This is a genomic window from Thioclava sp. JM3 (genome assembly GCF_002213185.1).
Taxonomy (GTDB): Bacteria; Pseudomonadota; Alphaproteobacteria; order Rhodobacterales; family Rhodobacteraceae; genus Thioclava; species Thioclava nitratireducens.
Genome location: NZ_NBOB01000004.1, coordinates 88304 through 100602 on the forward strand (window position 1 = coordinate 88304; position 12299 = coordinate 100602).

10 protein-coding genes are annotated in these 12299 nt (G+C 65.0%); 6 read left to right on the plus strand and 4 right to left on the minus strand.

What is annotated here, in order from left to right:
* Positions 1 to 9: 9 nt before the first annotated feature.
* Both B6V73_RS08365 and yghX read right to left on the minus strand, forming a co-directional pair.
* Complete coding sequence (locus B6V73_RS08365; protein ID WP_088725011.1) at positions 10 to 1686, minus strand: thiamine pyrophosphate-dependent enzyme; 1677 nt, start codon at positions 1684 to 1686, stop codon at positions 10 to 12.
* Positions 1687 to 1796: 110 nt separating this feature from the next.
* The gene (gene yghX, locus B6V73_RS08370) at positions 1797 to 2711 is read right to left on the minus strand and encodes a YghX family hydrolase (protein ID WP_075774646.1); all 915 of its coding nucleotides are present in this window, start codon (positions 2709 to 2711) and stop codon (positions 1797 to 1799) included.
* A gap of 259 nt (positions 2712 to 2970) precedes the next feature.
* On the opposite strand from yghX, the gene B6V73_RS08375 reads away from it, so the two are divergent.
* Positions 2971 to 4110: an HlyD family efflux transporter periplasmic adaptor subunit gene (locus B6V73_RS08375; protein ID WP_088725012.1), complete on the plus strand. Its 1140-nt coding sequence runs from the start codon at positions 2971 to 2973 to the stop codon at positions 4108 to 4110.
* A gap of 12 nt (positions 4111 to 4122) precedes the next feature.
* A complete protein-coding gene (locus B6V73_RS08380) occupies positions 4123 to 6111 on the plus strand; it encodes a cellulose synthase catalytic subunit (RefSeq protein ID WP_075774644.1) in 1989 nt (662 codons plus the stop codon).
* 17 nt (positions 6112 to 6128) lie between these two features.
* Here B6V73_RS08380 and B6V73_RS08385 read toward each other — a convergent pair whose 3' ends face one another.
* Positions 6129 to 6707: a hypothetical protein gene (locus B6V73_RS08385; RefSeq protein ID WP_088725013.1), complete on the minus strand. Its 579-nt coding sequence runs from the start codon at positions 6705 to 6707 to the stop codon at positions 6129 to 6131.
* 280 nt (positions 6708 to 6987) lie between these two features.
* On the opposite strand from B6V73_RS08385, the gene B6V73_RS08390 reads away from it, so the two are divergent.
* Positions 6988 to 8100 (plus strand): cache domain-containing protein, encoded by a 1113-nt coding sequence (locus B6V73_RS08390; RefSeq protein WP_088725014.1) that lies wholly within the window; start codon positions 6988 to 6990, stop codon positions 8098 to 8100.
* 56 nt (positions 8101 to 8156) lie between these two features.
* Here B6V73_RS08390 and B6V73_RS08395 read toward each other — a convergent pair whose 3' ends face one another.
* Entirely contained in the window at positions 8157 to 8693 is a 537-nt protein-coding gene (locus B6V73_RS08395) for a PAS and helix-turn-helix domain-containing protein (RefSeq protein ID WP_088719385.1), read from the minus strand.
* 124 nt (positions 8694 to 8817) lie between these two features.
* Between B6V73_RS08395 and B6V73_RS08400 the strand changes: the two genes are divergently transcribed.
* From B6V73_RS08400 to B6V73_RS08410, 3 genes are read left to right on the plus strand one after another with little or no spacing between them, the layout of a single operon-like run.
* Entirely contained in the window at positions 8818 to 9984 is a 1167-nt protein-coding gene (locus tag B6V73_RS08400) for an acetyl-CoA acetyltransferase (protein WP_088725015.1), read from the plus strand.
* Positions 9981 to 11483 carry an AMP-binding protein gene (locus B6V73_RS08405; protein ID WP_088725016.1) on the plus strand — a complete coding sequence of 501 codons (1503 nt, stop codon included), beginning with the start codon at positions 9981 to 9983 and terminating at the stop codon, positions 11481 to 11483. Before B6V73_RS08400 ends, B6V73_RS08405 begins: the two co-directional genes overlap by 4 nt.
* Positions 11483 to 12286, plus strand: coding sequence for a 3-hydroxybutyrate dehydrogenase (locus tag B6V73_RS08410; RefSeq protein WP_088725017.1), 804 nt, complete (start codon positions 11483 to 11485; stop codon positions 12284 to 12286). The genes B6V73_RS08405 and B6V73_RS08410 overlap by 1 nt, the downstream gene beginning before the upstream one ends.
* The last annotated feature ends 13 nt before the right edge of the window (positions 12287 to 12299 follow it).

Sequence of the window (12299 nt, forward strand, 5' to 3'; positions counted from 1 at the left end):
GGCAGGCGCTCAGCGCCCCTTGCCCGCCTCCAGTGCCGCCGAACGCATCGCCGAGAGCGACTGGCGCGGGGTCAGCGCCTCGGGCGAGATCACGAGGTCCAGCACCGCGCCGGTCTCGGAGGCCCGCGCACGTTCAAAGGCGGCGGCGAAATCCTCCGTCCGCTCGACCCGCTCGCCGTGGAAGCCATAGGCCTTCGCCAAGGCCGCGAAATCCGGGTTCACCGCCATCGTCGTGCCCGACACACGGGTCGGATAATTGCGCTCCTGATGGGCGCGGATCGTGCCGTAAATCCCGTTATTGAGGATCAGAATGATCGGCTGTGCGCCCGCCTGCGCGGCGGTGGCAAGCTCCTGCGAGGTCATCTGGAAATCGCCGTCGCCCGCGAAGCAGACCACGGTCCGCTCGGGCTGCGCCACCTTGGCGGCAATCGCGGCGGGCACCCCATAGCCCATCGCGCCCGATTGCGGCGCAAGCAGCGTGGCCTTCGGCCCGAAGCGGAAGAACCGCCCCGGCCAGACCGCGAAATTGCCCGCCCCGTTGGTCAGGATCATGTCCTCGGGCAGTTCCTCGCGCAGATAGGCGCAGACCTTGCCCATATCGACCGGCGAGGGCAGCTCCGGCAGATCGAAGCCAGCGTCATAGGCCGCCCGTCCCTCGGCGCGCCAATCGGCCCAGCCGCCTTTGACCGGGTCCATTGCGCCAAGTGCGGCGGCAAAGGCGTTCGGTCCGGCATGGATGCCAAGTTCGGGACGGTAAATCTTGCCGATCTCCAGATCGGAGCCGTGGACATGGATCAGCCGCTGCGCGGGCTGCGGCACGTCGAGAAGCGTGTAGCCGTCGGTCGTATTCTCGCCAAAGCGTGCATTGATCGCGAGGATCACGTCGGCCTCGCGCATCAGACGCTTCACATGCGGCGCCATCCCGACGCCCGCATCGCCACAGAAAACGGGTGAATTATTGTCGAACTGGTCTTGATAGCGAAAGACCGAAAGCACAGGGATATCAGAAGCTTCCGCGAAGAACTTAATGGGCGACGTGCCATCCCCGCGCCAGTTGCACCCACCGTAGAGGATCAAGGGACGCTCGGCCCCGGCGAGCATCTCGCCCAGTTCGCCCATCGCCGTCGGATCGGGCTGCGGCTCGGTGATCCGGACGGGCGCACCAAGCGGCGCGGCCTCGGTCATCGCGGTCAGCATGTCCTCGGGCAGCGCAACCACGACAGGGCCGGGCCGCCCGCTCACAGCCATCGTCCAGGCCCGCGACAGAATTTCGGGGATACGTTCGACCCGGTCGATCTCGACCGCCCATTTCGCCATCGTCCCGAAAACCGCCTTGTAATCGAGCTCCTGAAACGCCTCGCGGCCCTTCATATCGGTGCCGACCTGCCCCACGAAGAGGATCATCGGTGCGGAATCCTGCATCGCGGTATGCACCCCGATCGAGGCATTGGTCGCCCCGGGGCCGCGCGTCACCATGCAGATGCCCGGCTCCCCGGTCAGCTTACCATATGCGGCGGCCATGAAGCTCGCCCCGCCTTCCTGACGGCACAGCACGAAATCGAGCGTGCCTTGCGTGTCGTGCAGCGCATCGAGCACCGCGAGATAGCTTTCGCCCGGCACCCCGAACGCCTTGCGCGCACCGAGCCCTACGAGGCTTTCGACCAGAAGTTGACCACCGTTTCTCATGCGCGCGCCTCTCTCCCTCTTGTGCCGCTCCGCGCTTCGGCGCGGATCTGCGAGAGGCGTAGCACGCGCCAAATCCGAGCGCACCCCCGGCACGTCGCAAGCGCGGCAGATCACCCGGCGAGGTAGGTCCGGAACCACGCGATCATGCGCTCCTCTGCCAGCTTAGCGGCGGCCTCGTCGTAGCGCGGCGTCGTGTCGTTGTGGAACCCGTGGTTCACGCCCGGATAGATATAAGCCTCGTAGCGCTTGTCGTTTTCCTCGAGCGCCTTTTGATACTCGGGCCACATCGCATTGATGCGCTGATCGAGCGCGGCGAGTTGGATCAGTAGCGGCGCCTCGATCATTGCGACCTGTGCGCTGTCGGGCGCGGCCCCGTAGAACGGCACGCCCGCGCCCATTTCCGGGTAGGCGACAGCGAGCTTGTTCACCACGCCCCCGCCATAGCAGAATCCGGTCGCGCCGACCTTGCCGTTGGTGCCGTCGAGCGTCTGGAGATACTCGAATCCCGCGAAGAAATCATTGAGCAGCGCCCCCTGATCGAGACTGCGCTGCATCTCGCGCCCCTCGTCGTCATTGCCCGGATAGCCGCCGAGAGAGGACAACCCATCGGGCCCCATCGCCACGAACCCCGCCTTGGCGAGCCTGCGAACGACGTCGCGGATATAGGGATTGAGGCCGCGGTTCTCGTGCACGACGAGGATCGCGGCCGGCGGATTGTCCGGGTCGATCTGCGTCGGGCGCACCAGATAGGCGGTGATCTCGCCGGTGCCGTTCGGGCTGGGATAGGTTATGTCCTCGCCCTGAATGTCGGGATCGTCCTCGGCCACCTGCTGGGCGAGCGCGTAATTCGGCGCGAGCGCCCCGAGAATCGCGACGGCGGTCAGGCCACCCACCGCCCATTTCCCCGCGCGGTCGAGAAATTCCCGTTTCGAGATTTTGCCATGGACATAATAGTCATAAAGATCGAGAAGTTCCTGGTCGAAATCGGCCGCCGTCAAGCGACGCGCATTGGCTGGGTCGGTCATGGATGAATCCTCCTCCTGAGAGGAAGAAGCATATCACGGACGCGTGAATTGCCCTCATCTTATCGACGGATAGTTCAGGCAAGGCGCCCGCCCAACGCCGCCGCTGCCGCCACCGCCAGCCGCATGGGCATAGCGCATAGATCACAGATCAAATTTCCCTGTCGGCCTTGGGTTGCATCTTGCAATTACGTTACGTTTATAAGTTGTCTGGCGTCATCGCCCCGCCCCGCTGAAACGCGCATTCTCGAGGAGCCTCGAATTGAAAACGCTACGCCCCGTCATCGGCCTTGTCCTCGTCGCGGGCGCTCTTTGGGTCATCGTCGGAGAGCAGATGTCGGGCGTCAGTGCCGACGCCGTCGTCAATGCGCCCGTCGTCACCGTACGCACTAGCACTGCGGGCAAGCTTTCGATGCCGAAGCGCCCGCTCGGCGCGGATGTCGCCAAGGGCGAACGACTTGCCACTGTAGATGACAGCCTGCCCGACAGGACGCGGCTCGACGACCTGCGGATGGAGGTCGCGAACGCGCAGGCAACCGTCGATCGTATCGAGAGCGATCTCGGCGCAAAACGGGCGCAACGCAAATCCTATGGCGAGCGCACCAAGATTTATCGCGAACATCGCATTGCCGAGATCGAGACCAAGCTGAAATTCGCCCGCGCGCGGCTCGACCGGCTCCAGCCGAAGGCGCAAGGCTCGGAGACGAGCGCGACCAAGGTTGCGCAGACCGCCCCGCCCGCCACCACGGACACCGCTCCTCTGATGCAGGCGCGCGAAGACGTGGCGCTGCTCGAAATTTCGCTCGACGCGGCCAAGTCGGGCGTCTTTCTCGGCGACGGCTATAACGACGCGCCGAGCTCCGAACAGCGCGGTGCCGATCTGGACGGGGCGATCGCCTCGCTCGAAGCGAACCTCACGGAGGCCCAGACCCGCCTCAAGACGCTGGAAGACCGACGCGCGCAAGAACAGACGCGGGTGGCCACGATGTCCTCCAGCCATGTGACCTCGCCTGCGAACGGAATCTACTGGGAGACACTGCAGGCGGATGGCGTGACGGTGCAGCGGGGCGATCCGATCATGGAGCTTGTGGATTGCGACGTCCCGCTGGTGACCGCCTCGGTGAGCGAAGGGGTCTATAACAGCCTTAAGGTGGGCGATTCCGCGACGTTCAAACTGGCTTCGCGCGACAGGATTTACGACGCGACGGTCGCCCGGCTCGCAGGGAGTGGCGCGGCGGATGTCTACCAGCATCTCGCGATCGCGCCGAACAAGGAACATCTCGAGCGTTACGACGTGACCCTTCTCGTCCCGGAACTGAAATCGGATCCCGATCTCGACTGTCCCGTGGGGCGGACCGGGCGGGTATTCTTCGAGCGCCGCCCCCTCGACTTCCTGCGCTGAGGGCGGGACGGCATGTTCTTCTATCCGCAACTGGGAGAGCTTGGCTCGGCGGCGATGCAGCTCATCCTCGTGGTGGGCATCACGGCCATCCTGCCGAGCTTCGTCAACACGCGGCGCAACTGGCACCGCGCGGTCTTGCTGGGGATCAGCGCCGTTCTGGCGCTGCGCTATATCTGGTGGCGCGGGACCGAGACCCTCGCCCCGCCCGGCCTGACGCTGGACGCGCTGGCGAGCTGGTCGCTCTATGCACTCGAAGGTCTCACCATGATCGGCTCGCTCAGCGCCTTTCTGGTCCTGTCGCGGATCAAGCTGCGCAGCGAGGACGCGGATCGATACGTCAATCTCCCGACCGAGCGAGAGCCGCTCGTCGCGATCCTGATCGCCACCTACAACGAGGATCGCGACGTTCTCGAACGCACCATCGTGGGCGCGAAGTTCCTGCGTCACCGCAACAAGACGATCATCGTCTGCGACGACAGCCGCCGCGACTGGCTGCGCGATTTCTGCGAGGCCAAGGGCGTGCGCTACATGCGCCGGGCCGACAACGAAGGGCAGAAGGCGGGCAATATCAACCACGCGCTGGACCGGCTGGCCGAAGAAGAGGTGCAGCCCGACTTCGTCGCAATCCTCGATGCGGATTTCGTGCCCCATCGCGGCTTCATCTCACGCACACTGGCGCTGTTTCACGACCCCGAAGTGGGGCTCGTGCAGACGCCGCAACACTTCTTCAACTCCGACCCGATCCAGCACAATTTTCGCCTCGACAGCTCCTATCCCGACGAGCAGCGTTTCTTCTTCGATCAGATGCAGCCGTCGCGCGACGGCTGGGGGATCGCCTTTTGTTGCGGCACCTCCTCGGTCTGCCGCTGGAGCGCGCTGCGCGAGATCGGCGGCTTCAACACCGAGAGCGTGACCGAGGATTTCATGCTGACGCTGGCGTTGCAGAACGCGGGCTGGCGCACCGTCTATCTGGCCGAGCCGCTGACCGAGGGGCTCGCCCCGGAAGGGCTCAAGGAATACATCACCCAGCGCGCCCGCTGGTGCCTCGGCCTGATGCAGATCGCGCGCTCCTCGCTCGGACCGTTCTCGAAGAGCAACCTGCGCCTGCGCGACCGCTGGAGCGTGATCGACTCGATCCTCTACTGGACCACGACCTTCCCCTTCCGGATCGCGGCGATCTGCTATCCGCTGCTCTACTGGTATTTCAACATCACGGTGGTGAATGCGGGCCTCGCGGACGTACTGAGCTATTTCGGTGTCTACTACCTGTGGAGCCTGATGACGCTCAACATGCTCAGCCGCGGTATGGTCGTGCCGATCCTGAACGATGTCAGCCAATTGATCGGCGCTATCCCGATCGCTCGCGCCGCTTTCACAGGTCTGCTGCGCCCCCATGGCCACCCGTTCTCGGTGACCGCGAAAGGCGGGGATCGGTCGAAAGTCGTCGTGCAGTGGCGGATCATGATGCCGTTCCTGATCCTGCTTTTCCTGACGCTGGGCGGCCTTCTGATCGGGATCATCTGGGATCGCTTCGCCTATTTCGACGCGGGGGACGGTAAATGGGTGATCCTGTTCTGGACCATCTACAATCTGTTCCTGCTCGCCGCGACCTGTCGCGCCTGTGTGGAGCTGCCCCGGCGGGAAATCCATGTCGCGGACAAGCCCGAGCGGATTTCCTTCGACTCCGACGGCGTGGAATACTGGGTCTGGATGACCTCCTTCACGATGGACACGGTGCGCCTTCGCGGCCTGACCTTACCGGAACAGACCCGCGGCAAACTGACGATCGACCAGATCACCGGCCCGATCGAGTGCTACGTCATTGCGAAGACGCGGGACGGCGCGCGGTTGCAGCTGCTCCCGACCGAGGAGCAGCGCGAACAGCTCTTCGTGCGCTTCTACGCGGAAGGTGACGAGCCCGGCGTCAGCCATGTCCGCCCGGGCGCCCTCCTGCACGACATCTACCGCCGTTTCCTGCCGAAATACTCGTCGGACGAGTGACCCTGCGACGGCAGGCATCAATAGGTGTTGATGGAAAGACCCACGAAGGCTTCCTTGGCGAAGGCCCGCCAGCCAGCCCTGATCGAGACCGGCCCGTCGCCGATTTTCTGGGTCACCGCAATCGTCCGCTCGGAATAAGTGTCGCTTCCCCCCGCCGAAAGCTCGAGCCCCAGACCGGAGCGATTCCCTGCCTGAAACAGCGCGAACCAATCCTGATCGATCGTGTTGTACTGGGCCAGCAGGAAGACATGCCCGAATCGGGTGGGCGAATAGCGCTCCAGTCCCGCCCGCACCCCGAGTCGCCAGTTATCGTCCGACAGCGTCCGCCCGATGCTGGGCCCGACCTTCAGCGTTCCGATTCCCCCAAGCGCGAAGTCACGCGTCACCACGGCCCCGGTCGACCAGCCGCCCTCGTAATCAGAGAAATTCGCGCCGAAACTCACCTTGCCGCGCGATATCGCAAACACCGCATCGGAGGTGTTCGTCCCGAGATCGGCCTGCAAGAACGTCCCGTCTGCACGGGCGGGCGAGACCGGCCCCAGCGCCTGTGTCAGCGACGTCGCGACCGCGACGCTCAGCCAGTGAATCTTGTGCATTCTGCGAATCCTGTATAGCTCTGCCTGAGACCTTGGCGGCCTCCTCTGATTCCCCTTAACCTTAGGGAAACTCTTGTTTTTCAGCGCCGTCCAATACGGGAACAACGCGTATCCTTCGATGGCGAGTGTTCGGCGTCGATTTGCGCTTTGCAAGCGGCCTGACCCCGGTCCCGCAAAAAGGTTCACAACAACAACCCGACACCACTTTCTCGCCGTAATTAACCATTAACTATGACTTATAGGCGTTCCCTCCTGTACATAACTTAGGATTGAAACGAGGATGACCATGCGTCGAAATCACAATCTCGGGGGCATTTTCCTGCGTACCGCTATGGCGATGGTACTTGTCGTGGCCGCGACTGCAGTCTTCGTCGCAAAGATCGTCTCGGACCGGGCCCACGAGTACCAGGTAGCTATCGAGCACAAATTGGTCCTCCGAGGTTCGGACGCGATCGCGCTCAGCTTCAACACGGCTTTGACGCGGGAATGGGACAGTATGCACGCCGTGGCGCGGGCCCTCGGTTCTGCAACGCAAGACGACATCGACAGGTTCATGGACGCCGTCTCGCGGACCGGCGGTCAGGTCGCTTGGGCAGGCTTCGCCGCGCCCGATGGCACGATCATCTCCGGCTCGAACGGCTATGACGTCGGAAAGAATGTCAGCTCCAAGCGGTGGTTCCGCGACGGCATACGCGTGCCGTCGATCGATTCCATCACCGAGGTGATCACCAATGCGCAGACCGGCGAGCCGGAGCGTTACCTGAACCTCTCGACCCCGGTGAAAGGCGCGAACGGACAGAAGGCCGGTGTGCTGGTCTACCGCGTGCGGATCGCGTGGGTGCGCAGTTTCCTGTTCGAAGCCAGCAAGGAGCTTGGCATCGACGTGGTCGTGCAGGACATCAACGGCGATACCGTGATCGACACCCGTCACCACGGCACCCCCCTCCCCGACAATCTGACATCGGGCGCGAGCCTGCGCAGCAAGTCCTCCGGCGTCTTCCACATCGTGGACGACAAGAACGGGGAAACCTATGCTTTCGCACCGAATTTCGTCGAGGACGAGCTGCCCAACTTCGGCTGGCGGGTCTTCGCGGTCCTGCGCCGCGACAACGTTTCGACCGATCTTCCGATGCTGACGCAGGTGACGCTGGCGACGGTCGCGGCGGCGGCGCTGTGCATGCTGATCGTGACGCTGGTCTTCCTCAAGCTGCTGCTGCGCCCGGTCGAGCGGCTCGCACGGGATGCCAAGAGCATCGCGGACGGCAATTACGTCTTCCCCGAAGAGGCGACAAGCTCGCGTGAGGCCGCCTCGTTGTCGAGCGCTCTCGCGATCATCCAGAGCAAACTGTCGCCCAAGAACGGCGTCCCGCGGAAACCCGAACCCAATCCCTGACGAGGGAGCGAACTCGAAGGGGCGCTCGGGCGCCCCTTTTTCATCTGGAATAAGCCTTACAGCGGCAGCCCCGTCAGCCGCGCCACCAATTCGGCAGTGTTGCGCGCGCCGAGCTTGGCCTGCAGCCGCGCGCGATGTGCCTCTGCCGTGCGCGGCGACAACTCCAGCACCCGCGCGATTTCCTTGTTGGTCTGCCCCTCGGCCAGAAGGGCTGCCACCTGCCGCTCTCGCGCCGTCAGATCGGCGACGGGGCGCGATTCTGAGAGATCCGCAAAGCTCCAGACCGCGCGCGCGAAAGGATCGTCCGGCGTCAGGGATTGCCCGCGCACCCGGCACCAGAACAGTGCCCCGTTACGGCGCTGCATGATCCGCTCATCGGCATAGCGCCCGGTCTCACGCATCCGCCGCAACCCGATCTCGCCGATGCGCAGAAACTCCTCCTGCGACGGGTAGAGCACCGCGAGCGAGCGCTGCGGCAACTCGTCTTCGGCATAGCCGAAGGTTTCGCAAAACCGCGCGTTGCACCGCTCGATCACCCGATTGCGGGTGACCGCCAGCCCGACCGGCGCATGATCGAAGGCCAGCACCGCCATGTCATCGCTGTCCAGCAGGTCCTGCTCCATCCTCTTCTCCCGATAGCGTAGTTCTACGAATAGAGGTCGTGCCGCCCCTGCGCTAGTCTCCGCCGCAACGGAGAACCATTGGGAGGAGAGCCGCATGGACGCGAAGATCGTCGGCTGGGGCCATACGAAATTCGGCAAGCTGGAGGGGCGCACGCTCGAGGATCTGGTTCTCGAAGCGGGCGGCGGCGCGTTGGAGCACGCCGGGATCGACCCGGCAGAGATCGACGGCATCTGGCTGGGGCATTTCAACTCCGGGCTGGTGCCGGACGGGTTCGCAAGCTCGCTGGCGCTGGGGATCGACGACAAGCTGCGCTTCACGCCTGCGACCCGCGTCGAGAACGCCTGCGCGTCGGGCTCGGCTGCGATCTATGCCGCGCGCGATGCGATCCGCTCGGGCCGGGTGAAGGCCGCGCTGGTCATCGGGGCCGAGAAGATGACCGCGAAGGACACCGCAGGCGTCACCGAGGCGCTCGCCGGAGCGTCTTACCAGATGGAGGAGGCGGGCGTTTCGTTCCCGCAGATTTTCGCGCGCTTCGCTCAGGCCTATTATCAGGCGCATGGCGACCGTTCCGCGGCACTCGCCCGGATCGCGGCGAAGAACCACCACAATGCGCTCGCCAACCCGCTGGCGCAGATGCGCAAGGATGTGGGGTTCGAGTTCTGCAACACGGTGAGCGACAAGAACCCGATGATCGCCCCGCCGCTGCGGATGACCGATTGCTCGCTGATCTCCGACGGGGCGGCGGCGCTGGTCATGGTCGCGGACGACCGCGCGGGCGATTTCGCCAATTCCATAGGTTTCCGCGCCGCCGAGCAGGTCAATGACTATCTGCCGATGTCGCGCCGCGATCTGCTGGCCTTCGAGGGCCCGGCGGAGGCTTTCCGCCGTGCCTATGCTTCGGCGGGCGTGAGGGTCGGTGATCTCTCCTTCGCTGAGGTCCATGACTGTTTCACCATCGCGGAATTGCTCGTCTACGAGGCGATGGGGCTGGTGCCGCAAGGCGCCGGCGCGCGCGCCATCGACGACGGGCTCGTGCTGCGCGACGGGAAGCTTCCGGTGAACCTCTCGGGCGGGCTGAAGGCCAAGGGTCATCCCGTCGGCGCGACCGGCGTGTCGATGCATGTGCTGGCCGCGATGCAGCTCACCGGTCAGGCGGGCGAGATGCAACTGCCCGGCGCGGAACTGGGTTGCGTCTTCAATATGGGCGGCTCGGGCGTCGCGAATTACTGCTCGATCCTCGAAGCGGAGCGCGCGGCATGAACCCGGCGGAGTGGCTGATCCGCAGCGCGATCCGCACCCCCGACGCCCCCGCGCTGCTGCAGGGCGAGGAGCTGCGCGCCACCTATGCGGAATTCGCCGATCGCGCTGCCCGGATCGGGGCTGCGCTGGTCTCGAAAGGGATCGCCCCGGGCGACCGCGTCGCGCTGTTTGCCAAGAACTGCCCGGAATATCTCGAGGCGATGTATGGCGCGTGGTTCGCAGGCGCAGTGGCGGTGCCGATCAACGGCAAGCTGCACCCGCGCGAGGCCGCATGGATCATCGAGGCTTCAGAGGCGAAGCTTGCCTTCACCGGGGGTCCGGAAAGCGATCTGGGCGTCGAGACGGTGGACCTGAGAGGCCCGGCCTATGCCGATCTCCTGCACCATGTCCCGATGCTCGCCCCGGTCGAGATCGCCGCCGACCAAACGGTTTGGCTGTTCTACACCTCCGGCACGACCGGGCGGCCCAAGGGCGTGTGCATCACCTCGGCCAATGTGCAGGCGATGTGTCTTGGGTATTTCTCGGACGTCGACAGCGTCGAGCCGCAGGACGCGATCCTCTACGCCGCGCCGATGTCGCATGGCGCGGGGCTTTACAACTTCGTCCATGTGATGCGCGGCGCGCGCCATGTGGTGCCGCGCTCGGGCGGGTTCGAGGCCGACGAAATTCTCGACCTCGCGCCGAAGCTGCAACATGTCTCGATGTTCGCCGCCCCCACCATGATCCGTCGTCTGGTGGACCGCGCCCGCGCCGCGGGGCAGACTGGCGAGGGCATCAAGACCATCGTCTATGGCGGTGGACCGATGTATGTCGCCGATATCATCGAGGCAGTCGAGGTGATGGGGCCGCGCTTCGTGCAGATCTACGGCCAGGGCGAGAGCCCGATGACGATCACCGCCCTGTCGCGCGAGCTGGTGGCGGATCGCACCCACCCGCGCTGGCGCGAACGACTGGCCTCGGTCGGGCTCGCGCATAGCCCGGTCTCGGTGCGGATCGCTGATCCCGATGGCCGCCCCCTGCCCGCTGGCGAGACCGGCGAGATCCTCGTGCGCGGCGCGGCGGTGATGTCGGGCTACTGGCAGAACCCGGAGGCGAGTGCGAAAGCGCTTCGCGACGGCTGGCTCTGGACCGGCGATCTGGGCACGATGGATGCGGACGGCTTCGTCACGCTGCAGGATCGCTCCAAGGATGTCATCATTTCGGGCGGCACCAACATCTATCCCCGCGAGGTCGAGGAGGTTCTGCTGCTGCACCCTTCCGTCCACGAGGTCGCGGTGGTCGGAAAACCCGACCCGGAATGGGGCGAGAGCGTCGTGGCCTTCGTCACGCCCGCGCCGGGAGCCGAGATCGACCCGGCCGCCCTCGATCAACACTGCTGCGAGCAGATCGCACGCTTCAAGCGCCCCAAGACGTATCGCGTGATCGCGCAGCTACCCAAGAACAATTACGGCAAGGTTCTGAAAACCGAGCTGCGCAAAATGGTGACGGAGGAGGATTGATGTCGCAACTGGAGGGAAAGACCGCACTGGTGACAGGCTCGGTGCAGGGGATCGGGCTCGCCATCGCGAAGTCGCTGGCCGAGGCGGGCGCGCGTATCGCGCTGCACGGGCTGGCCGATGAGGCGCAGATCGCCAAGGCGACGGCGGTGCTGGAAAAGGCGGGTTCGCCCGAGGTGAAGTTCTTCGACGCCGACATGGCCGATCCCACGCAAATCGACGCGATGATGGACGCGGTCGCGAAGTGGGGCGGCGCGGATATACTCGTGAACAACGCAGGCATCCAGCGCACCACCAGCCTTGCCGACGCCACGCCCGAGATCTGGAACGCGGTGCTCGCGGTGAACCTCTCGGGTGCATTCCATACGATGCGTCGCGCGATGCCGGACATGGCCGAGCGCGGCTACGGGCGGGTGATCAATATCGCCTCGGTGCATGGGCTTGTGGCCTCGGCCAACAAGGCGCCCTATGTCGCCTCGAAATTCGGCCTCGTCGGCATGAGCCGCGTCGCGGCGCTGGAATATGCGCAGGCGGGCACGCGTGAAGCGGGCGGCGTGACGGTGAACTGCATCTGCCCGGGCTGGACCGAAACCGACATCCTCGGGCCGCAGATCGCGGAACGCGCAGCGGCCCATGGCGGCGACCGGGCCGCGGGGATCGCGGATCTTCTGGCGGAGAAGCAGCCGACGCGACGTCTCTCGGACCCGTCCGAGATCGGGGCGCTCGCGCTTTGGCTCTGTGCGCCGATCGCCCACAACGTGACCGGTACGTCCATTCCGGTCGATGGTGGTTGGACCACGCAGTAACGGATCGGAGGCA

Coding starts and splice junctions, on each gene's coding strand:
- yghX (WP_075774646.1), bottom strand. CDS start 2,711: ATGACCGACCCAGCCAATGCGCGTCGCTTGACGGCGGCCGATTTCGAC.
- B6V73_RS08380 (WP_075774644.1), top strand. CDS start 4,123: ATGTTCTTCTATCCGCAACTGGGAGAGCTTGGCTCGGCGGCGATGCAG.
- B6V73_RS08395 (WP_088719385.1), bottom strand. CDS start 8,693: ATGGCGGTGCTGGCCTTCGATCATGCGCCGGTCGGGCTGGCGGTCACC.
- B6V73_RS08410 (WP_088725017.1), top strand. CDS start 11,483: ATGTCGCAACTGGAGGGAAAGACCGCACTGGTGACAGGCTCGGTGCAG.
- B6V73_RS08400 (WP_088725015.1), top strand. CDS start 8,818: ATGGACGCGAAGATCGTCGGCTGGGGCCATACGAAATTCGGCAAGCTG.
- B6V73_RS08365 (WP_088725011.1), bottom strand. CDS start 1,686: ATGAGAAACGGTGGTCAACTTCTGGTCGAAAGCCTCGTAGGGCTCGGT.
- B6V73_RS08405 (WP_088725016.1), top strand. CDS start 9,981: ATGAACCCGGCGGAGTGGCTGATCCGCAGCGCGATCCGCACCCCCGAC.
- B6V73_RS08390 (WP_088725014.1), top strand. CDS start 6,988: ATGACCATGCGTCGAAATCACAATCTCGGGGGCATTTTCCTGCGTACC.
- B6V73_RS08385 (WP_088725013.1), bottom strand. CDS start 6,707: ATGCACAAGATTCACTGGCTGAGCGTCGCGGTCGCGACGTCGCTGACA.